12 protein-coding genes are annotated in these 22,765 nt (G+C 61.0%); all 12 read right to left on the reverse strand.

What is annotated here, in order from left to right:
- Positions 1–490: 490 nt before the first annotated feature.
- Positions 491–874: a hypothetical protein gene (locus tag AB3X98_RS00070; protein ID WP_368610192.1), complete on the reverse strand. Its 384-nt coding sequence runs from the start codon at positions 872–874 to the stop codon at positions 491–493.
- Positions 875–1,207: 333 nt separating this feature from the next.
- Entirely contained in the window at positions 1,208–1,588 is a 381-nt protein-coding gene (locus tag AB3X98_RS00075) for a hypothetical protein (RefSeq protein WP_368603081.1), read from the reverse strand.
- Between the two features lie 202 nt (positions 1,589–1,790).
- Positions 1,791–2,423 carry a response regulator transcription factor gene (locus AB3X98_RS00080; protein ID WP_368603082.1) on the reverse strand — a complete coding sequence of 211 codons (633 nt, stop codon included), beginning with the start codon at positions 2,421–2,423 and terminating at the stop codon, positions 1,791–1,793.
- Positions 2,420–4,135 (reverse strand): CHASE domain-containing protein, encoded by a 1,716-nt coding sequence (locus tag AB3X98_RS00085; RefSeq protein WP_368603083.1) that lies wholly within the window; start codon positions 4,133–4,135, stop codon positions 2,420–2,422. Before AB3X98_RS00085 ends, AB3X98_RS00080 begins: the two co-directional genes overlap by 4 nt.
- A gap of 882 nt (positions 4,136–5,017) precedes the next feature.
- Positions 5,018–5,248, reverse strand: a complete 231-nt coding sequence (locus tag AB3X98_RS00090; protein WP_368610193.1) for a helix-turn-helix domain-containing protein — start codon at positions 5,246–5,248, stop codon at positions 5,018–5,020.
- Positions 5,249–5,467: 219 nt separating this feature from the next.
- Positions 5,468–5,938 carry a hypothetical protein gene (locus AB3X98_RS00095; RefSeq protein ID WP_368603085.1) on the reverse strand — a complete coding sequence of 157 codons (471 nt, stop codon included), beginning with the start codon at positions 5,936–5,938 and terminating at the stop codon, positions 5,468–5,470.
- Positions 5,939–6,048: 110 nt separating this feature from the next.
- Positions 6,049–6,306, reverse strand: a complete 258-nt coding sequence (locus AB3X98_RS00100; protein ID WP_368603086.1) for a hypothetical protein — start codon at positions 6,304–6,306, stop codon at positions 6,049–6,051.
- A gap of 205 nt (positions 6,307–6,511) precedes the next feature.
- Positions 6,512–7,045 carry a hypothetical protein gene (locus AB3X98_RS00105; protein ID WP_368603087.1) on the reverse strand — a complete coding sequence of 178 codons (534 nt, stop codon included), beginning with the start codon at positions 7,043–7,045 and terminating at the stop codon, positions 6,512–6,514.
- Between the two features lie 571 nt (positions 7,046–7,616).
- On the reverse strand, positions 7,617–7,955 hold the full coding sequence (locus AB3X98_RS00110; RefSeq protein WP_368603260.1) for a tyrosine-type recombinase/integrase: 339 nt from the start codon (positions 7,953–7,955) through the stop codon (positions 7,617–7,619).
- A 1,264-nt stretch (positions 7,956–9,219) separates the two neighbouring features.
- Positions 9,220–9,660, reverse strand: coding sequence for a hypothetical protein (locus AB3X98_RS00115; protein ID WP_368603088.1), 441 nt, complete (start codon positions 9,658–9,660; stop codon positions 9,220–9,222).
- Between the two features lie 710 nt (positions 9,661–10,370).
- Entirely contained in the window at positions 10,371–10,829 is a 459-nt protein-coding gene (locus tag AB3X98_RS00120; RefSeq protein WP_368603089.1) for a hypothetical protein, read from the reverse strand.
- A complete protein-coding gene (locus AB3X98_RS00125; RefSeq protein WP_368603090.1) occupies positions 10,826–22,642 on the reverse strand; it encodes a filamentous hemagglutinin N-terminal domain-containing protein in 11,817 nt (3,938 codons plus the stop codon). Before AB3X98_RS00125 ends, AB3X98_RS00120 begins: the two co-directional genes overlap by 4 nt.
- Positions 22,643–22,765 lie beyond the last annotated feature (123 nt).

The raw sequence follows: 22,765 nt of genomic DNA on the forward strand, positions 1-22,765 counted from the left end.
CATACAATCAGAGTCATGTGCTTATGCAGCGATGACGCGTGAAGGCACAACGACCTTCGATGTCGCCGGGACACAGCGCAAGACGGATTCCCGCGCGACGCCGTTCGTTGGCGCATACACCAACCGCGGTGACGTCACCACCTTGCCCGCCAACTGCCACACGCCCGGAGTTGGTTCCGTCTCGTGAAAGTCCCGGGCGGCCACCGTCTTTACGGAACGCAGCTGCACGTTGGCTGACCACTGCAACGTGAAGCGGCTAGCCAGCGACAGGTACGGAATGCCTTGTCCTCTTCGATACCTACCCTTAGGCCTTGTACAGATCGAGAGATCCTAACGGGCGAGTTAACTCAACCGCTTCCGCACCGAAGCTCTCTCCCGCTTCCAGGCTTCCATTTCTATCTTCGTCGTCGCGACATCGCGTTAATTTTGAATTCTTTACTGATGGTAGCCGCATAAACCGGAATTCCCGCCGCCGAGAGATCCCTTTTAACTAGAACCGGTCTGTCACATCATCAATCGCTACGCAGCAAAAGCGGGCTCCCGGTATCCGCATCGTTCCATCCGGATTTTCCAGAAACGCCTCCAGTTCCCGATATGCGTACAGATCCCGGTCGAAGGGTATGTCAATGTATATCTGTCCGCGATATCCCAAGCGCACATCCAGATGGGCGAATTCGCCACACGGATTCCATCCGATGCCCTCTGCATTCAGCCAGTCGATTATTTGCTGTCTTGCATGAAGCTCTCGCCACTCCGATACACCGACCAGCCTCCCTAAGGACCGGTCATGATTGATTCGGCGAAATTCGACAAACAAAACATCGCGTTGCTTCGATCGTGCAATCGCATCAATATGTTCAATTTCCAGTGCCATAGCGTCAATCACCTGTTCGACTTGCTGCTTACGCACATCCAACGGTCACGCGTTTGCAGGACTTGCAAACGAAATCATTGCCCGAGCACTATTGACATGCCGGAGCGTTGCTCATCCGAGAAGGCTCGTCTCGAACTGACTAGTAGAATTCAACTTCGGGGTCATCCGACGTACTCTCGGATCGCTCATTGAAATGAGCACCACCCTTATACGCAAAAAAATGCCACCACGAGAACCTCGACGATCTACAGCGTTTTCTTCGACTTGATATTTTCCGTAGGTGATCTGAATGACTTTCAATGGTCGGTCTGCCCTGCAACAGCACACAACTGATCACTTGCAGCGCGGGAGTGCCTCTGTGCTCCGCCAGATACTTCCCGCCTTGTCCACGAGACGCAGCTTTCCGCCTTCAAGCTTCAGGCTCAGTGCTGCCTTTCCCCCTACACCATCACCCTGACAATCAAACATCCCATCCAAATGAGACGCCTCGGCAGCCGACACTTTAGTCAGCGAACATTGCGCCTCGCCGTATGACACGCTGGTCGCATCAATTTGTACGACCGACATCGCAGCCTCGGTATCCTGCGGATTCTTTGCCTTCCTGCAATCTGAAGTCGGTGCCCACTTACCCTGAAATTGGGACGGGACTTTGGCATCCGCATAGGCATTAGTAATGCAGACTGATATGGCCGCAGCCAGCAAAATCTTCTTCATTCTTTTCCCGTACATAGAAAATTGGTAGCGACGTCGCTGCGACGCACACTGCTACACCGCCTCTGGAGGTGCGATTGATTCCGGTTCCCTGGCAACTTCCAACCGAATCGGGATCCGATAGGTGAAAGGCCACTATCGTCCCGATTCTATGGTTAGGCAACCGGGCAAATCAGTCAGGGAAATACGGGAAAAAATGCGGAAACTACGGTATCAAGTTTTGGCGGTCGTTGCCGATAAGCCGCAGTCGAACCAGATCGGCAACCGATGCCACTTCAAGCTTCTCGAAGAGAGAAGCGCGATACGCCTCCACTGTTCGCAGTGACAGATGCAAGCGGTCTGCAATCGACTTGTTCTGCAAGCCGTCGCAAACGAGATCGAAGACGGACCGTTCTCGCGGTGTCAAACGGCTAATCCGTTCACGGGCCTCGTTAATCTGCTGCCGCATGCCCTGCTGTTCCCGGCCGCGATGTATCGCCGTTTGCAGGCTTTCGATCAGTGCAGTCTCGTCAACCGGCTTCGTCAGGAAATCTACAGCACCGGCCCGAAACGCGCGCCGACATTGGGCCACGTCGCCATGCCCCGTAATCAAGATGATGGGCAGACTGCATCCCATCGCAATCAACCGCTCCTGAACAGCAAACCCGTTCAACGCAGGCATACGGATATCAAGGACGAGGCAACCTATCTCGTCGCCCTTAAGGTCGGCGAGGAACGCTGCCGGGTCTCCGTAGGTCTTGGATTTCAGGCCGATAGACCGAATAAGCAGCGCCAAGGCGTCACGCACCGCTGCATCATCATCGACCAGATAGACGACTGTTTCGTCGGTGGACGTCATGACAAATTCCTTGTTTCCCTGATCGGCAAGATCAATTGAAATTCAGCGCCGAACGACATTGACGGGTTTTCGATCACAGTTCCCCCGTAGGTTTCCGCAATGGACTGGCAAATAGTCAAGCCAAGTCCCATTCCGTCGGCCTTGCTGGTGTGGAAAGGGTGGAACAGCATCTTACGCACGTCTTCGGAGATGCCCGGCCCGGTATCGCGCACAAGTAAGGTTACCGCCCGCTCGTCATGCTTCAGCGCCAGCGACATGACGCGACCGCCTGCGGGCATAGAATCCATCGCCTCAACCGCATTGCGGATGAGGTTGAGCACTACCTGCTCTATCTGCACGCTATCTGCAAGCACATCCGGAATCTGCGCCGGCATATCGACGTTGACCACCACCGAGCCCTGCCTTAGCCACGGCTCGGCCAATGAGAGCGCACTCTCCACGACCTTCCGCACATCCAACGGAAGAACCTGAGCCGGGCGCTTGCTGACAAATGCTCGCAGTCGCACAATGATATCGGCCGCCCGCTTTGCCTGACCGGTCATTGATTTCATGGCACCTTCGATTGCCACGAGATCCGGGTTCGATTCATGCAGCATGCGAACACATGCCTGGTTGTAGCTGAGAATTGCTGCCAATGGCTGGTTTAGCTCATGGGCGATTCCCGAGGCCATTTCGCCCATCGTGTGCAAGCGGGCGACCTGCGCTTGCTCTTCCCGCAGATACATGTGTCGCTCAGTTTCTCGCGCGATCCGCCTGCTTACGATCTGCTGCTGATAGATGACGAGCGCGAGCAGGCTAATCACGAAGGTAACAATCAGCGCCAGCACGACCGGCAACACGGGAATGACCTCCGCCCCAAGCTGCCGCCGCGTTTCGAACACGAATGGCTGTGTCTGGCTCGGGAGTGTTTTTCGATACACGAATTCCGGCGTGAACCGCCTGATCCACGCGGGAACAGGTTTCGCGTCCACGCGATCGATGATCCCGTCCGGCTGGTCGTAGCCAAAGCCCTGTTCGTAGATACGCATCGAGACCAACGGCGACGGCACTTCGTTGCGGCTCAAAAATTTTCCGGTGTGGATCAACATCGACACCACCCGGCTCGCAAGACGCGGCCTCGATGCCAGATCATCGGGCACGTGGGCATAGACGGCTTTAAAGATCAGGTAGGCCCTTCCGCCCTCATACAGATCGAATGGCGCAGAGATTGACGGCTTTCCGGTACGGATGGCCTCGTCGATGGCTGCCCGGAATTTGTTGTCGGCATAGACATCGAGGCCGAGAACGGGAAGAGCCTCGTGGGCCTGCGGCTCCATGAATGTGATCGGGTAATAAGTCGGACGCCCTGACACTGGATGCCAATGTCGCTCTCCGCCGTATCCGTAGTCCTTGACGTAGAACTGCGGGTAAATCGCCTTTCTCGCCCATGCCTCGAACCGCGAAAGATCAGATTCTTCTACACGCGGCTGCAGTTCAATCATGTAGATGTGCGGATATCGCGCCAGCATTTGCCGTGAATAATCCCTCAGGCCCGCCGACTCAACGCCGGGAAACGTGTGCAGCATGGAGTCAATGCCGGCCAGTACTGCCTCGTTCTGATCGAGGCGCTGGCGAATGATTTCGTATGTGGCTTCGCTCTGAGCCGCGAAGTCCCGTCGTAGCCGGGAAGTCTCGGACAGAACCAACACACCGACGATCACAAGTGCACTCACGAGCCAAAGCACGAACGCGGCGAGTATCAAACGAACGGAACGGCTATGACGAGCGATTAGCAAGATGATGGCGAAGCGGAGAATGGGCTAAGGCGGCCATTCTAAGAGGAAGCGAAGCCGTGCGGAAAGCAATGGTTGGTGCGACCTCAATGTGCGGGTACTACGGTAGAGACGCACGGCAATCCACACTACCCAGTGGCGCCTCGGTGCGGTACTTTTTTGCATGCCATTCCGAGGCACAACAAGATGGTCGCGCTTGCACGAAGTCGATTTCGCTACGGGGACTTCACGCGTAGTCCACAGGCTCCTCCCGACGCCCTGGCGATCAGGTGCGCCGGGGGGACAACCTGACGCCGTCGACCTCGGATACAGTACGCCAGCGCGTTTACTGTGCTGTTCCGGCGACTGTTTGGCGCGTCACCACAGCGATGTATGTCGTCCAGTGGTGAATAGTCGCTTCGCAGATACCACCTATGTGGAGCAGTCCCTCGCCCCCCATCGCTGAACGTCCGCAAAGGCCGGGGACTGTCGTTGAATGACTTGTCGCCCTCACATACCCGCCCTTAGGCCAACCACGGCTCGAGGGATAGCAACGCGGCATAACTCACTCGCTTTCACACAGCCCCCTTCAGCCTTCTGCGCGTCCGATGCCTGGCTACACTATCGGCGCCCGGATCACCGACGCGCCCGACATGCATGAGACGCCAAGCGGTTCGGCACGCGAATCTTGACACTACAGATCAACTGTCACAGTCAGGTTAGCGGCACGCTGTACGTCAAGCCGGTATGCGCTTCGCCTCAGCGTGCGAAGACGCCGAAGTTCGGATGGCGAGGAGAGCCCTGCTTAAGCAGCATGCCGTACGCCTGACTGAACGTGGATCTTCAGGGCAAGCGGTCACGAATGGCGAGCAGCAGATCGAGGTGTCTTTCAACGAGCAGCGGAATGGCCGATTCACCGCGGGTCCATCGACCGATGGTCCGGCGGTCGTAGCCCGAATATTCAGCGAACGTCACCTGGGTCCAGCCAAGGCGTGCCAATGCGTACGAAAGGTCAGCGGATTTCATTGCGAAATAGACAAAATGTCCCACAAGATCGGAGGTTAAGTGACGCATTTTGTCACGAAAGGCGGCAACCTCAAACCTCGGCTCGCTGTCGGCGATGCGCGCGGTATGGGCGCCGACCCGACTGGCAAAGCGGACGCAGTTTCCTCTGCTGCCCCACTGCCCTCCTGACTGGCCTCCAGCGCCGTCTCTTCGTTGTTTTCCTATGCTTCGTCGTCCGGCCTTGCGGCACTGCGGCCCCGGTCGAATACCCATCGCCCCCGAGCACGGTCAATCGATGTAATCAGTCGCCGCGTCTTGAGCGTATGTAAGCGACGGCGGGAAGGCAGTCGCATAGCTCGCCCATGCCGCCCGCGCGTCTTGCGCGCTTGCGGCATTGGCAATATCGGCGATCCATGGCATCAATTCCGTCTCAAGCGCGACCCAATAGCCGCGGCCCACTTCTGCAAGGTGCGTAATCGCAGCCAGGGCTTGCAGGTGCGTCGGCAGCGCACTCAATGTGACGTTGTCCCCCTCATACCAGTCACGAAAAGTTTGCGCAGCTTGCCTCCCGCCGTCTTGCTGAGCCGACGCCCATGCGACTACATCGGCGTAGCGGTGGCTCCTGCCACCGACCCGAATTACTGGATCGTCAGGCTGCCATCCTCTACTTAGCCTTATCGGAAGCGGCACACCGGTGAAGATACCGTTGAGGTGTTGAATTAGCCCATCCCTTGCAACGTAATCGGTGCCGAGTTTCACTTGGGCGAACCAGACCCTCCCGTACCCAATCAGTTCCTCCGCCTCTGCTCTAGACATATGAATTTCGCTCCGTGTCTTCGATTCAACGCGATATTTTATTTTCCGAACTTTCAGTAGCCTTGGCCTGCGGCCCGTACTGTATCGTTGAATTTTCGAACGGCAGTGTCAGGGCGGCAACCTGGGTAACGACGGCAACTGAATTCAGCTGTAATTGTCGAATCGCCTTCGTCGGGGCTATGCCACACTTTCACCACGCCGTACATGCGGCCGTAGTCGGTTTCGCTGTAAGTTTCGATCCTGGTCGCCGTCACGAGTCGGATCTTCATTCCGCTCTCGCGCTCAACCGCATCCTCCGAAGCTGCCCACATGGCGTCGCACTGCTTTGACTTGTAGCAGTGCAGCGGATGAGCAAATGACTCTCCGGGCTCTTGCGGCGAATCATGGCTCGCGCAACCAGCCAGTGCCAACAGCAGCCCTGCCGAGACCCATCTCCGCGTTCGCTTCCCGTATCGTTTCTGTGTTCTCATTGTCACCCGACTACTTGCGTGCGGCGCGTGAGCCGCATTTGTTTTACTAGGCCCGCTTGATTCCGAACAGTCGTTCGAGCACCTCATCTAGCTTGCCAAGAATCTCGAACGCACCCTTCGCAAGTACGCGCTGATTCGGCCTCTCGGCCTTTACGCCTTGCGCGTTTGCCCGAGTATGACGCGCAAGCCCATAGTTGGTAAGGTCCGGCAGTCGGCAACCAGGCTCCGCGCCGAACCAACGGTACTCCTTTATCTCAAGATCGTCAGTGACTGTGAGCCAAATCACGCACCCGCTTCGCGCTTGCGCTAGCCGCTGGTTGATGGAGACGTCTCCGCGCGAGCCATCGACCAATGATGCCTTGAACTGGACGTGTCGCATCAACTCGCCGCAGCACATAACCAGGTCATAGCCGCTTCCGTCGAACTCCGCACGAAGCACCTCTACGTCCGTCACCCCGAGCTGCCAAAGGCGCCGCATAGCGTCGCCTATGAAGACATGTTCGACGATTCTCTCGCGGAGGACAGAATGTGTTGCATGCTTTGCCCTAACAACGTCACCGCTTAACGATTCGGCTTCCACTCTGCCCTCCGGTGTTCCGCTTTTTGTTACTTCAAACGCTCTACTTTTGCTCGACCTCAATCCGCTGACTGGGCTCAGCCCTCAATTCCGGGCGCTTGAGCATAGGATCGCCGGGCTGGAGACAATAGAACTCGATCTCTGCCTCACCGCAACCGCCATGCAGCGCGCATTCACTCGATTGCTCATGTTGGAGCAGTATCTCTCTGTTTTGCGTCGAGCAGAATGCGTTTGCTTCCTGCAGCGCTTGACCCTTTGCGGACGCCGGCCCACCAAGGGCACGCGCGTCGAGATGGCGTAAGTGTCCGGGCCAATTTTGATCGGCCCGGTGTCGGTGCAAGCCGTTAACGTCGATGCGAGGCTGCATAGCACGATCGATTTTGTTAGCACGTTCGGTTTCTTCTATGCGAATTGGATATTGAAATATGCTGCGGTGAACTACGCTGGGGAGTACGGTGTGGAAGCGCCGTCTGGCGTAAAAAATCCAACAGATCGCTTTCATCGCCTCGTATCTACCGATACAGGTCTACTGCACCGTTATCGGCCACCAGTCGCCGCATCTCTAATGATCCGTTCAATCCCCGAGATCAATTGCTCCGATAGCATCCCGCCGCTCGCGCGCTGTGACGTCCGGGTATGGCGCGACGTGATCAAGATGCGAATGCCCAAGGAGGAACTGAACGGTCTCAAGCGAGTGTCCCTGGGCGACGAGTCGGCTGGCGAATGTCCTTCTCCCTGAATGGCTGCTGTACCCTGCCCCGAGGCCTGCGGCGCGGTACAGACTCGTCACGTAGCTCTGCAGGCTGTCGGCCGCCAGATACTCGACAGCTTCGCCTTCAAAATTGACGCGGCGCTTCACACTCAGCTCGAACGGACCACCCTTCTGCGTGAGGATGAGTCGCGTGTGAGGCATGAGGCCGCGATACTCGCACTTGTCCAGCAAGACGCCATCAGCACGTATGTACCGCCACTCGACATATCGATCAAAGGCCTCGAGCGCCCTCGGATGTGAGAGGAAGACGCAACGTGGCCGGCACCCTTTGGTGATGGATCCCGGCAAGGCGATTTCTTCGCGACGCGCGCCCGAGCGTGTGTGCACGTGACTTACTCGATTCGGGCGATCTCGGTCACCCGCATGCCACACGTGACGCCAAGTAGCAGGATCAACGTATCACGTTCGGGGAAACGGCTCGTCGCGTCAGTGACGCGCAAAAGGTGACGAAATTTGGCGGGTGTGAGCACTTTGGCGTGTCTGTGATACATGCTTCCCTTCCTCGTAATACGCTCGTGTTCGCGCTGTGTTACGAGAGAGAAAGCGTCGGTCGCTCCTTTTCAGTCTAACCCGCGTAAAACCTTGCTTCCTCGGAAAAATCCAACGACGCGGACATCAATGCGGCAGGTGCCCCCGGCCAGCCGGAGGCAAACGACCGTGCACGCCACCTGTCCTGCCGGCTGACGGGACGTCCCGGGAACCCGCACTTACGGAGATGCCAATGGTTGAGACCGTTAGTTGCACAATTAAGCGGAAGCCTGGCCTTCGATTGCCGGCGCAACCACTCGTAAGCATTGCTATCGCCATGGCGAGGCGCGCGATTGCGATCAAAGGACTTTCCAGCGGAGCCGGACGCTGGCACGGCGCCGCGTCCAGCCTCCCCGGGCGTGATATCGTTACGTCATGGAAGCGCCAGCCATGCAAGCGGCGATCGGGTCGGGCAGCGTCAGTTCTGCCGTTCGCCTCGCGGCTTAGCCGGCCATTTACGCGCCCGCTCCCCTCACAAAACGGACCTTCGTGCCGTGATCGCGTCGGACCATTCATCTTGAGGCCTTTTCAACGCCTTCCCATGTCCGCTTGCCCGCTAGCGCACGACTGCGCTAGCGGGCAAGCGTTGATAATCCTCAAGAGAAAACGCCGTACAGGTCGCGCACAGTTGACGGACCGCAATGGGTTGATAGGACCGGTTCGCCTTCGCACCGAACTGCCGTGGGCGTGCTTTAGGGAGGGCAGCTCCAGACGTAAGTCCGATGAGCCCCCCGCCCAGCAGTGTCGAGACTCCAGCGAGGGCTGTTTGCTGCCCCGAATCGAGCGGTACTTCGCACGGGTCAATCCTCTTGATAAAGTCGGATGACAGCGCCACGCTAAGCTACGCGCAAGCCCTTTAGCAGACTCTCCCACTACCTCACGCGGTGAGCGGCCTCTTCAACAATTTGACCGGGCGCCCTGAGCCTCCCTGTGCATCGTTTCCGGCTCCCAGCGGCTCGGCATAGATGAACTGAATCATCAGGCAAACAATGACCCCCAATATCTGAATGATTCGCGTGGCCGAGAAAAAAGCGCCATTCCCAGGAATAAAATAACGAACTGCGCCAATGCGCGGAACCATGCCAACTCCATAACTTGACGCTGATGCCGGCCCGCGCAGTGCGGCGGGCGTCCCCATCACAAAAAGTGCGAACAACATCGCGCCCAGCAGCGCAGTTCCAATATGCAATTCGACGAGCCAATTTAGCTGAGCTGGCATAGGCGACGTACTGCTATGCGCGAGATTGATGTACGCAGACATGACCGCGCAGCCGGCACTGAAGCCTGCCGCGAAAAGCCAGGATTTCAATTTCGCCATTGTTTGTTTCTCCAACACATCCCAATTAACGCTTGTGAACTTAAATCTAGGGCTATCCCGCTACCAGGACCGGCTCGTCTCACTTTTGCGGACCGAGAAATATCAGGCACATGTTCGTCATACAACCTGAACGGAATTTTGACCTTTAGAAAAATCCAGATCACGTAAGGGCTCGCGGTTTCTTACGAGTCCCTGCTGCGGCGATCTCTTGTCGACACTTTGTGCGCGCCACGCGCCCCCCCTCTCGTCAATCTTAGCTCTTCATCGAGATGACGCAATGAGTTGCGAAGGATATTCCCCGAAATCCGTTCTTGATGGTTCCATCTAGCTCTTTTTTATCGGCAGATTTGTCCAAACCTGTATGTCCGAACCGGGAGTCTGGTAAAAAGCAACTATGCCAACTGCATTCAGCCTCGTAGGTTGATTGCCGCGACGACCTCCCGGAGTGTTCGCTGTGAAACATCGAGGCATGCCGGAATGTGACCGAGATGCGCGTGCCCCCCGTTGAACCTGAACCGGTTCAAGGAGTGCCCGACGCGTTGTTCAGGCTTTGCAATGGGATGATCGAGTTTGCGGTTGTGCCCACGTCACCAGCCACGATATCGTGGCCGGCGAGCAGGTCGCGTCCGAATTAGCAGCGACGCTACCTGCTCGCCGACACCATAAAAGCCGTCTCATTGCCAGCGCTTGGGAATTCCCGACATGTCCAGTCAAATGTTACCCAAGAGCTTTAATTGCACATGTTTCGCCAACCCCAGTAGATCGACATACGCCTTTTGCGATAGGTCAGGATATCTATCGCCGATGTAGTGCGCCACATCTCGAGCACCATTTTCCTCTGCCTCAGACTTCAATTCATCGACAAATGAAGGTCGAATCACCCAATTCTTACCGGGCAAGGTCAGCCGTTCCTGACCAAACATGTGCCATGGCACTAGGCCGCTGTATCCTTCTATGGCCGCCTTGAGTCTGGACACAGTCTCTGGATTCTCAGTTCTAAACCTTATGGTCGTGAACGGAGGCAGCCTTGAGTGGTCTTCGTGAATCGCTTCTCCGTTCTTCATAACAACATCAACGATCCGATGACGACATTTTTGCCACTCAAGGTCTGCGTACCCCATGATGACCAAGAGCAACTCATCACCTCGCCCCATCTGAAGCTCAGTCATTTCGCCCCCTTAACTACCGAGATAGAGATACCGCCGGGATTCGTATTTGTCATCGACTGGAGCCAATCACCTTTTGGTATGGGAGTCGCAGAAACCCGCGGGTCGTAAACGTACTGGCCATCAGTGTAGACCTGGTGATAGGACTGTCCACTTTCCAACGACCCGTTTTCGTAGACGTTCAGATTGTTCGGTGTCGTCGGCGAAACCTCGATGACTTGACCTTGTCCGCCAGCCGCGCGGTATAGATAGCTTGCAATATCAGAGCAGTCTCCGCAATCGGTGTCGGCAACCATAGCCCGCATTTGCGGGCTGTCCATAGCATTCACGACCGTCGAATTCGGCGGATAGTCCGGATTCGGTGCGCGCACCGGCCGATTCATTCCTGGCAAAGTCGATGAATCCCCCCCCGCATTGTTCGTGGCAGGCTCGTTAGCAGGCGTCGAGTTGCTCTCATCAGTTCCATTATTGCTCGCCAACGTCGCATTCGACGGCGCGCCACCGGATACCAGAGAAGTGGTCTGTCCGGTTCCGCTGCCAACAGCCACTGGCGCCAGATCCGGACCGGCCGGCGGCAAGCCGCCTCCAATACCCAAGACTGCACTCAACCCATTAGAGATGCCTTGGGCCGCGAGTGACCACCCGGACTGGGACACGGTCTGCTGTGCGCCCGACTGCACCAGCCCACCGAATTGTCCAACCCAGCGAGCAATGTCGCCAGCAGGATCAGCAAAGGTCCATTGCGCCCATTTCTTCAGTTGCTCAACCTTGTCGCTTAACGAGTTGTTCAGAACCTCGTTCTCAGCAGATGTCGCCCCCGCCTGTGCGTTGGTTCCCGCCAACCCTGCTACTAGGCCGCCCGACAACGTGGCAATCCCCGCAGTGAGTGCATTGAACGCGGAGTTGTTATAGCTCGTGGTCTGAGTCAGCGTACCGTCGCCGTTGTCCGTCGTGGTAACCGTCTGCGAGCCGTCGTACAAGCCGTCCCGCACAAGCGGCGCAATCAGCGCGCTCGTCGCCCCGCCGATCGCCCCCCCAGCACACCCTGTACCTTCCGCCGCGCTCGCGGCGCACCCCAATGCCGCATGAGCGAGTTCATAGCCAATCGTGCCCGACGGCACGTAGGTCCCAATCGCGTTCGCGCCAACCGCGGCAGTATCCTGCGCCAGGTTATTAGCCAGCGCGGTGCCGAAGCTGCCGCCCTCGATCGCCGTCTGTGCCGCTGCACCAATAAGTGCCTGGCTGCCGACGTTTTCCACTGTATTGCCGATACTCGCCAGCGTAATGCTTGAATCGGCCTGCGTGATAATGCCTCCTAGATTGGTGATCCCCGTCGTGCCAGCCAGACCTTGCGTCAGACCTGCCGTAAGCGCAGCAATACCGGCGCCCTTCAGGTCTTGCGACAGATCCAGATTCCCCGTCGAGATCAGCTGCTCCGCAGCGCCTGCAACGAGGGCCGTCGTCCCTGCGGCAAGCCCGGTCGCAGCCGCACCCACTGCCAGCGAAAGCATCGGGCTGAACGCCATGAAATAGATCGGATCAAGCAGTGCGTTGTACATCGCGAGCAGCTCCGGCCCGAGGAAATACGACGCCACCACGGCGGCGATCATTCCCACCAGTTGCCCGATCCCGAATCCGCCTTCGGCAGTGAAGCTGGTATTGAGGTTGTTGCTGAGCGTCGTCTGCGTGAAATCGCCGCCCAACTGCTGCTGCAACTGCGCAAGCAATTGCTGCGTTCCCGCCTGATCGACGGTGCCATCAGCATTGAGCTGCTGCAACGCTCCACCGATCTGGTTGAGCGTTGCAACGTTCAGGCTCATATCCGCTGCGCTCATGAAGCCGCCCGGCTGAACCTCGGTACCCGTGGTGTCGGTATAGCCGCCCTTCACCGAATTCCAGATCTGACCGACGTTGACCTGATTGGCCTCGTTAGTCAGCGTGCCGGTATTCACCGTGAGCGTGCCGCTGGAAGTGATGGTCCCCGTATTCGTAATGCTGCCACCGGTCGCTGCGCTGCCGAAATCCAGCGAAAGGCTCTGGCTCGCCTCGATATTGCCGCCCGCCGAAAGTGCGTTCCAGTTCTCAGGCAGATAAACTTGCGGCATCAGCGCGGTAATAGTCGGACAAGTAGCGCTACCTGTTGCCTGGCACGTCGGGTCAGGCACGGTCTGCTCCACGTACCAGAGCATCGGCTGCGTAAGCGCGTTGACCTGCGTTTGTGTAAGCGCTGTGCCGAGTTGCACGTTGTTCTGCTCGGCATAGGTAAGTGCGTTCTCGTACAGGATTCCCTTTTCCTGCTCCGTCATCGAGAGGTTGCTGGTGCTGTCGTACGAAAGCCCAGTGACGAAGCTCGCCTGCCCCGTCTGCTGCAGCGCGGCCTGCTGCAACATGAGGTCTTCTTCCTGCGGGTTGTAGTAGAAGAGCGTCGACGATGGCTGCAATGAAGCCGGCAGCGCGTTGATCAACTGCTGCGGCCCAAGCAGCGACGACTGGGAACCTAGCACCCCGTCGACATACGCGGCCGTACCCGCCACGGCAGTCGGCAACGGCGTTCCCACTGAGCGCGGCGTCGAGAGGTTCAACCCGGGCAATGTCTGCGGCGTCAACGAAATGACTTGCGAAGGCGCATTGACCGTTGGCGTATAGGTGTTGGCGGTCGTGATGCCATTGATGAGCTTCTGCCCGGTAAGCGACACATAGGTGCCCAGGACGTTGCCCACGTTCTGGATCTGACCTCCAGAGGAGATCGAGAGGTTCGGCGCCTGGATGGTGGCGGCGATGTTGCCCACGGGCGTAGGCGGATCGATCGCGCCGCCCACGCTCGTGTACGCGCTGCCATATAGCGCGGTACATTCCGCGGCCGAGCCGCACGCCCAGACGTTATGGCGCTTGTCGCTGCTGAACATGCCCGTTTCCTGGACCCATTCCGAGTGCCAGTAGGCATTGAGCGTCTGCGCTTCGTTGACGACCGGGCCCGCGACGTTGATTGTCGCGCTCGTGCCTGCCGAGATCAGGCTGCCGATATTGGTGAGGCTGCCAGCATTGATGCTGAGGCTGTTGCCCGCGCTAATCACCGAGGAACTGCCGGACTGCTGGTCGACATAGGCCTCGCAGTAGCTCTCCTTGTAGCCGCCTGCGGTCATGCAGCCCGTGTACTCTTCCTTCGTACCGTAGTTTTGATGCACCTGAACCGGCGGCGGCAACGAATTGGTGATTGCGCCCGATACGTTCAGCGTGATGTCGTTCCCAGCGACGATGTTACCCGACGTGTTGTTCAGGCTTTGGGCTGGCGTAGTCGAATTCGCGGTGGTTCCCACGCCACCGATCACGATATCGTGACCGGCGAGGAGGTTACCGTCGGTATTGTTGATCTGACCGGCGGCGATCACCAGGTCATGGCCTGCGTAGATCGATGCGTCGTTCTGCGTATAGCTGAACGTCGTCGTGTTCGGGTTGTTGCCGCGTGGCGACCCGCCGTTGTCACAGGCAGAATTCGGCACACCCGACGCACAACCAACCTGAGAGGAAAAGTTTTGCGAATTGCCTCCGGCATTATTGAGCGATACCGCGTTGACGATGACGTCGTTACCCGCATACAGGAAACCTGCATTCGTCAGCGCACCACCGCTGACAGTCAAGTTACTGCCCGCTGCGATCAAACCCGTCGGAAACGAGTTTGTCGTGTACCCCGTTGACGTCGGGGCCGAGCCAGGAGCAATGGTGAATTCGGTGGGCGGAAGCACATCGCCCACAGCGCAATAGTTCTGGGCGTCGCAGGTCATCCCCGTCGGGTTGCCAGTATTGGCGACGGCAATGGTTCCTAACGCCTTGAGCTGGTTAAAGAATGCCGTGTATTGCGACTGGTCGATCGTAACGGAAGTCTGGCTCAACGAAGCGGATGCAACCGCCCCATTGCTCAGCGACTGGACGTTCAGCGCGATGTTGCCCTGCGCCGAGATTTGTCCGCCCTGATTGGACAACGTCCCTGCCGTGAGCGATATCGAATTGCCCGCTGAGATGACCCCGGATGTCCCAGCCTGCTGCGTCGACGAAGTCGAATAGATCGTCGGCAGCGCGAGGGTAACCGAGCTTAGCGCGGTGGGGTCCACCGCTGTGCCGATGTACCAGAGGTTCTGATAAACGGGATAGCTTCCGTCGCCTGCCGACTGTTGGCCAACCATGACGTTGTACTCATTGAATACAACCGTCCCTGACCCGGCGACAGGCGACGATGCGTTCGCAGAGGACGCGTTGGTCCCCGATGCCTGCACTCCTGTTGGAGAAAGCAGATCCCCCAACGTCGCAGTGGACGTATACGAAACGGGCTGGAGAAAGCCGTTTTCCCCACCATAAGTCTCTTCACCCCATGCCGTCTGCGTGCCAGCGACCGCAGACCAGATCAATGACGGATCAGTAGTAGTCGTTGTGCTGGAGGCGGTCCCCGATGGCGCGGTCTGGTCGTTCACTACCGCCGCAGCACTGATATTGATATTGTTGCCGGCAAATATCGATCCGCCCGTATTCTGGAGCGTGCCGCCAAGATTGAACGTGATGTTGCCTTGCGACTGCGTCGTCGCTCCGGCGTTATCGTAATTCCCGCCGGTTACATTGATCGCCGTGCCCGCCTCGATCGTCCCGCGATTGGCCACATTGCCGTTGAGCGTCAGCACATCGCCCGCATGCACGAGCGCATTCGCCCCGTTGGCAAGCGTGCCGTTGATCGTCACGTCATTGCCGCTCACCTGATTGTTGTTCGTGAACGTGCCGTTGGTCGTGATGGTAAGCGGCGCGGTGCCGCTCATCTTGCCGTTGTTGACGACGCCATTGATGCCGTCAAGCGTGACGCCCGTGCCACTGTAGTTCCAGTCGCCGCCGATATTGATGGCCGACGCGGTAATCGAGAGCTGGCCACCCTGACTGATCGTCCCCTGCGAGGGATCGAAGGCCAGATTCACCGCGCTGATACCCAGATTCGCCTGAGCAAGGATGCTTCCGCTGGCGTTGCCAAACGAGCCATTGCCGCCGTTGATCCTGAGGGAAAGACTGCCCGTGGTGCCGCCTGTGGGATTGCCCGCAAAAATCAACCCACCCTGGTTATTGAGCGCCCCCGTATTGATCGTGAGCGCGTTCAGCCCCATCAACGAGCCGCCGCTGTTGGTCAGCGTGCCGCCCACGTTCACAACCGTGTTCGTGCCGTTCAGAAGGCCCGCGTTCGTGAAGTTCGATGCATTCACGGTCGTGGTGCCCACCGACACCAGAGAGGCGTTCGCCGCATTGACGACGTTCTGCCCGGAGACGTTCAGGTCGCCGCCTGCCAGCACGCTGCCCGCGTTATAGAAGCCACCCTGCGAGGCGAGCGTCGCGCCACCCACCACATCGACCGCGCCGCCAGTGAGGTTCAACTGGCTGGACGCCTGCGCATTGAGCGCCCCACCGACAATGGCCTGGCCAATGTCGACCGTAGCACCGGTGAGTTGCAGGTTCTGCGAGGTCACGAGCGACGCCTGGCTCGCGTCGAGCGTCCCCTGCGCGGTGGCGACGAGGTTCTTCGTCACGCTGGCCGATCCGCTCATCGTGACGTTGCCGCCGGTGAGCGTGAGGCCGCCCGCGACCACGCTGGTGCCCGAGAGCGTCAGTGTCTGCCCGGCCTTGAGCGTCGTATCGCCGTTGGACGACACGCCGTTCACGCTCACGTTGCCCTGTGTGCCCGTGACGTTGACGTTGCCCATCGACGACACGCCGCCCGCGAGCGTCGCACCATTCGCAGCCTGCACGCTCACGTTCCCGCCGCCTTGCACCGCGCCCGAAAACGCGACGCTGCCGCTGTGCGAAGTGGCGCTCACATTGCCTTCGGCCGTCGCCGCGCCGAACGACATGTCGCCGCCCGAGGTCGCCGTGAAAGCACCCGCGGTCTGTACGGCGCCAAGCGTGACCGCTCCGCCCGCGCTCACGCCGATGTCATTGACGAACGTGAGCGCGCCACCGCCGGCAATTGCGCCGCCGGCCGTAAACGTCCCCGCACCGAGGCCGAGAAATGCTCCGCTGAGCGTCATGCCGTTGCCAGCAGAGACGGTCGTGTCGCCGTTCACGAGCGCCCCTGCGAGCAGCGCGGCATTGCCGCCTGCGTTCGCGTTCAGATGCCCGCCCGCGGTGATCGCACCCGCTACGGTCAGATTGCCGGCAAGGTTGCCCGTACCCGCCTTGAGATCGACGTCGCCGTTGGCCGCAGCCGTGCCGCCGATGCTCGCGTTGCGTCCGGCAGTCACCGCAAGCGTTGCACCACTCGAGAGCGCGCCGCCCGTCTGCACGTCACGCGCCGCAGTCAGCGTCGTTGCCGCGCCGGAGGTCACGCCGTTCGTCACGACGATATCGCCCGTCCCGGAATTTCCGTTCGCCTTGACGGTGCCAGCGCCACCCGCCGTGGCCGAGCCCATCGCGACGCCGTTGCCCGCCGTCGCGGCAAGATCGCCGTTCGTCGTCACCGCGCCGCCGATGGCGATGTTATTGCCAGCGTTCAGCGTGGCCTGCTGGCCAAACGCAACGGACGCGCCGCCGATCGTCCCGCCCGCCTGCAGCGTGCCGGTGCCCTGCGCGGCGATACCGCCCGCAAGCGTCATGTCGCCGCCCGAGGTGAGCGCTGCGTTGCCACCGGCCTGCGTCTGTCCGGCGAAGGCAAGCGACTGCCCGGCGCTCGCGTTCAGGTTGCCCTGCGTCGTCACGTTCCCGGCACTCGCACTGCCGTTTGTGGCAGTGAGCGTGAGGTCGCCCGCTGAATTCACGTCGGTGGCGCTGATATTGCGCGCGGCACTCGCGTTCGTCGTACCGCCCGCGTTCAGCGCCCCGCCAATGCCGATGTCGCGCGCCGCCTGCAATGTCACATTGCCAAGCGCGGTGACCGGGCCCGTAAATGTCACGTCGCCCTCGCCCGCATTACCATTGGCAAGCACGCTGAGGTTGCCGCTCACAGCCTGAACACTGCCGAGGCCTGCGTTGTTGCCACCCGTTGCGCTGACCGAGGCGCCCTGCAGCGAACCGGTCAAGGCAAGATTGTTGGTCGCCGTCAACGTGGCCGCATTGGCAAACGCAGCGGAGCCGGCGCCGGTCATGTCACGTCCCGCGGTGAACGTGCCCGCCATCTGCCCGGCCACGGTACCTGTCAGCGCAACATCGCGCCCCGCCTGAACCGTCACATTGCCCGCTGCCGCGTCCTGGCCGCCGAGTGTCGCGTCCAGACCCGCCGTCACGCTGAACGCGCCAGAGGTGGTTGCCGTACCGCCCAGCGTCGCGCTGCCGGTTTGCGCACTGACGTCAAGATCGCCCACCGATTCGAGCGCGCCAGTCACCTGCGCGCTGCGCTGCGCATTGAGCGTGAGCGTCGCGCCGCTGCCGGCCGATCCGCTCACGAGCACGTCGCGCGCACCCCTGAGCGTGATCGCACCTTGCGAAGTGGCGGTGCCGGTGATCGCGGCATCTCCCGTCGTCGCGTTACCGCTGGTGCCGTTCGCCGTGAGCGCGAGCGTAGTCGCTGACGAGACATTGTTGAGCGTGGCGTTATCGCCACCCGTCGCCTGCACGCTGTTACCCTGCAGCGTGCCGGTCAGCGCAATGTTGCCCTGTGCGCCGAGGACCGCCGCGCCCGTGAACGCCTGTGTGCCGGCGCCAGTGATATCGCGGGCCGTCGAGACAGTGCCGTTGCTGGCGACGAGCGTGCCGTTGAGCACGGCGTCGCGGCCCGCGTTGAGTGTCGCGTCGCCCGTGGCGCTCGTGCTCGCGCCCAGCGAGAGATCCAGGCCCGTGGTGATGGCAAGATTGCCACCGCTGTTGATGCCGCCTGTCGCCGCGAGGCCGCCGTTCTGCGCGTTAAGCGCGACGTCGCTGTTGGCCTCAATAGCACCGGCCACCGCAATGCCACCAAGCGCGGTGACGCCGAGCGTCGTGCCCGAAGCAAGCTTGCCGCCTTGCGCGACCGTTACGTCGCCGTTCGCCGTCGCGCTGAACGCGCCAGCGGACGCCGCCGCCCCGTTCACCGTGAGGTTGCCGCTGCCGAGCACCCCGGCAGCCAGCGACAGCGTGCTGGCGGACTCCACGTTGTTCAGCGCCGCGTCGGCGCCCGCCGCCACCTGGACGGACTGCCCCTGCACGAGACCGCCCTGCGCGATGTTGCGCGTGGCGCTCAGGATCGCACTCTGGCCGAATGCGAGCGTGCCCGCACCGCCAATGTCGCGCCCCGCGCTCACGCTGCCATTACCCTGGCCGTTCACCGACCCGGCAACATTGACGTCGCGCGCGGCCTGGATCGTCGTGTCGAGCGCAGCCGTCGCCGAGCCGCTGACGTTCGCGTCAGTGCCCGCCGTGATGCCGAGCGCGCCACTACTGTTTAGCGCGCCGCTCACGTTCACGCTGCCGGTCTGCGCGGCGAGCGTCGTGTCGCCTGCCGATTGCAGCGTGCCGCTCACGTTCACGTCGTTGCCCGCGTTCAGGGCAACACCTGCACCGCCCGCGAGCGTGCCGCCGAGGTTGACGTCGTGCTGCGCAGACAGCGCGATGGTCGAGCCCGCTGAAACATTCGCGAAGCTGCCCGAGCCGCCCGCCGTGGTCTGCACGGTCGCGCCGCGCAGGGAGCCCGTGAGCGTCGTGTCGCCCCCTGACGCGAGATTCGCCGCAAGCCCGAACGCGAGCGTGCCCGCGCCGCCAATGGCGTTGCCGGCCGTCACCGTGCCGTTGCCCTGGGCGACGACCGAACCGTTCATCATCACGTTCTGCGCGGCCGTGAGCGTCATGTCGCCAAGCGACGCCGTGCTGCTCGTGCCAGGATCGCTGCCGAGCTCAATCGACTGGCCCGCATTCGCGCTGAGATTCGCACCGCTCTGGATGACGCCTGAGCTCACGAGCGAGCCCGCCGTATTCGCGAACGTGAGGTCGCCGTTGGACTGGACGGTGCCGCTCACGTGCGTGTCCGTGGCTGCGCTCACGCCAAGCGTCCCCGAAGCCTCGAGCGTGCCGGGCACCGATACCGAAGCCGCTGCCGTCACCGCCGCATTGCCAAGCGACGCGACCGTACCGTTGACCTGCACGTCGCCGCCGCCCGCATTGCCTTGCGCGTTGATCGCGAGCGCCGAGTTCGCCTGAATATCCGCAAGCGCAGCCGAATTGCCGGCATTAAGCGTGACGTGGTCGCCCTGCAGCGAACCGGTGGTCGTCAGGTTATTTGCGGCGCCAACGGAGACGTCCTTCGAAATGCCGATGCTGCCGCCCAGCACGGCATCCCGCCCGGCCGTGATCGTCGCGCCGCCCTGCCCCGCGAACGTGCCGCCGAGCGTCACGTCTCGGCCTGCTGCAAGAGCTGTGTCGCCTGTTACGCTGGTCGCGCCGGTCATGGCGACGTCCTGCCCCGCCTGCGCAGTGAGCGCGCCGCCGCTGTTGAGCGTGCCGCTGGCCGCTATATTGTTCACCGCGCTCATGGCGAGGTCGCCCACCGACTGAACCGTGCCTGCCGCCGCGACATTCACGTCGTGCTGCGCGGTGAGCGCCACGCCCGAACCGCCCGCGAGCGTGCCGTTCACGTCGATATCGGTACCGGCCTGCACGGTCGTCGCGCCAACCGCGGCAGCGTTGCCGTTGAAAGTCGCGTTGCCGGTTGCAGCCGTAACAGCGAATGCACCGCCTGCCTGCACGTCGTTGAGCGCGACATTGCGCCCGGCGTTCACCTGGAGTCCGTTCGCGAGCAGCTTGCCCGTGAGCGTAACGTCCCCGCCTGCCGTCAATGCGCCGCTCTGCCCGAACGCGACCGATCCCGTGCCCGTGATGCCGGCCGCTGCGTTGAACGCCCCGTTCTGCTGGACGATCGTCACGCCGTCCAGGCTCATGCTGCGCGCACTCACGTTTGCGTTGGTGCCGACGAGCAGGGAACCCGGCACGCTGAACGCACCTGACGTCGTCGCATTCAGCGTCGTGCCGCTTGCCAGTGAACCGGTGACGGCAATGCCGCCAGTGCCCGCCGTGAGAGTAACGGCACCCAGCGCCGTGGCCTGCGCACCGACCGTCGTCCCCGTGCCCGAAGACAGTGCTAGGCTGCCATTGCTGTTGACGTTGGCGGTCGTCACGAGATTTCCGCTAGCCGCATTCAGCGCAAGATCGCCGGACGTTTGCGTGGCCGCGTTGACGCTCACGTTGCGCTGGGCCGTCGCCTGCAGACTCCCGCTGCTCGTTGCGCTGTTGATCGTCACGTCGCGCGCAGCACTGAGCGTCGTCGCACCTGTCGCGACCGTCGTGCCGCTGAGCGTCACGTCGCCCGCGCCGTCGTGGCCCTGCGCCGTCACTGCGAGATTGCCGCCCGCCTGGATATCGCCCGTCGCCGCGTTCGCGCCCGCGTTCAGCGCGATGTCGCCCTGGGCCTGTACGTTCGCGACGTTGAGGTTGCCGCCCGCCGTCGCCGCGAGGGCGCCATTGGTCTGGATCGTGCCGCTCGACGTCACGTCGCCGTTCGCGGCAATCGAATAACCCGTGATCCCGATATGTGAGCCCGCGAGCGTCACGCTCCCGCCCGACTGCACGCTCACCTTCTGCTGCGCCGCCGTGCCCGCCATCGACACGTCCCCGTTCGCGGAAAGTGTGATGTCGCCCGTGTTCGCGGCAAGCTGCGCATCAGTGCGCACACCCATGCCCGCCGCGGTGCCAATCATCTGGATCTGGCCCGCCGTCATTGCGCCGTAGGCCGTCGCGTCTATGGCGAGGCCGCCATTCGCCCCGCCACTCGCAGCGTTGATCGCCGCAGCGGTGTTCGTTGCGCCGTTTGCGCTGGTGGACCAGGTCGTGCCGGTCGAATCGACCGCCGTTGGCGCAACGTTCTGAACGCCAGCAATCGCGTTGATACGCGTGCCGGCATAGAGCGGCGCATTCACGCCGATCGTCGCGCCAATGAGGTCGATGGTGCCGACCGTACCCTCGATGCCCGCACCCGGACCATTGACGCCCGGGTTACCTTCAATCTGGATGTGGCCGCCGGTCACGTTGTAGCCGATGGCCTGGGCATTATCGAACCCGACCTGCGAGCCGCCGATGCCCGAAAGGAATTGTGGCGTCCCGGTAGAAAGCGTGACGCCAACGGTATTCGTAAATCCCGTCCCACGTGTGGTAATGCCGTTCGGATTCGCGATGATGACGGTTGCGGGCGCGCCGAACACTTCGAGCGGCCCGTTGAGCAGGCTCGCGAACGCCGAGCCCGTGGACGTGACCTGATTGACGATGACGCTCGCCGTGCGCCCGTTCAGGTTCGGATTCGCGGCGACGTCGCCGCCCGTGAGTGACGTGCCCGACGCGAGGCTGTTGTTAAGAATCAGCCCAACGGGATCGATGTTGAACGTCTGGAACTGGTTCAGCGAGATGCCGGCCGCGTTGGGCGCGGTGATGTTGACCACGGGCACGCCGCCGCCCGTCCCGGTGGATTGCGTGATCTTCGGCTGGAACGTGATCGGCGCAGTGGGATCGACGATCGGCGTCGCCTCGGCGGCCTGCATCGCAAAACGCACACGCAGCGCGGCGAGATCGTTGATGACCTGCCACGCGTCGTCATCGAGACGATGGCTGCCAGCACCGAGCACGCCCGCCGCATCGCGCCCCTGCTCGAAGGTAAAGCTGATCGGACCGAGAAACGAAACGACGGCCACGAGAAGCGCGACCGCGCGCTGCCAGATGCGAAAGCGTGGCGGCGTGTGCACGATGAGCCACGCTGGCGCGTCATGACGCGCGCGCTGCGCATTGCGCTGCATCCGTGCGAATGCGAGCCGCTTGAGTGTTCCCCGTTGCGATGCGTACATGGTCGTCCCGATCTTTCTTGTTGACTGCTTTGCGATCGTGAGCCGTCCGTCTTCGGCAGACGGGCGGTCTCGAGGCTGGGCGGCAGCATGAACGTCGCCGCGCAGCCGGTGCTACTGCTATTA

The organism is Paraburkholderia sp. BR14312, assembly GCF_040948675.1.
In the GTDB taxonomy this organism is placed as follows: Bacteria; Pseudomonadota; Gammaproteobacteria; order Burkholderiales; family Burkholderiaceae; genus Paraburkholderia; species Paraburkholderia nodosa_A.

Bases quoted from the DNA above. Each gene is read 5' to 3' on its own strand.
- AB3X98_RS00080 (WP_368603082.1), bottom strand. From the start codon at position 2,423: ATGACGTCCACCGACGAAACAGTCGTCTATCTGGTCGATGATGATGCA.
- AB3X98_RS00115 (WP_368603088.1), bottom strand. From the start codon at position 9,660: ATGGCGAAATTGAAATCCTGGCTTTTCGCGGCAGGCTTCAGTGCCGGC.
- AB3X98_RS00120 (WP_368603089.1), bottom strand. From the start codon at position 10,829: ATGACTGAGCTTCAGATGGGGCGAGGTGATGAGTTGCTCTTGGTCATC.
- AB3X98_RS00100 (WP_368603086.1), bottom strand. From the start codon at position 6,306: ATGTGGGCAGCTTCGGAGGATGCGGTTGAGCGCGAGAGCGGAATGAAG.
- AB3X98_RS00110 (WP_368603260.1), bottom strand. From the start codon at position 7,955: ATGCCTCACACGCGACTCATCCTCACGCAGAAGGGTGGTCCGTTCGAG.
- AB3X98_RS00090 (WP_368610193.1), bottom strand. From the start codon at position 5,248: ATGCGTCACTTAACCTCCGATCTTGTGGGACATTTTGTCTATTTCGCA.
- AB3X98_RS00075 (WP_368603081.1), bottom strand. From the start codon at position 1,588: ATGAAGAAGATTTTGCTGGCTGCGGCCATATCAGTCTGCATTACTAAT.
- AB3X98_RS00070 (WP_368610192.1), bottom strand. From the start codon at position 874: ATGGCACTGGAAATTGAACATATTGATGCGATTGCACGATCGAAGCAA.
- AB3X98_RS00125 (WP_368603090.1), bottom strand. From the start codon at position 22,642: ATGTACGCATCGCAACGGGGAACACTCAAGCGGCTCGCATTCGCACGG.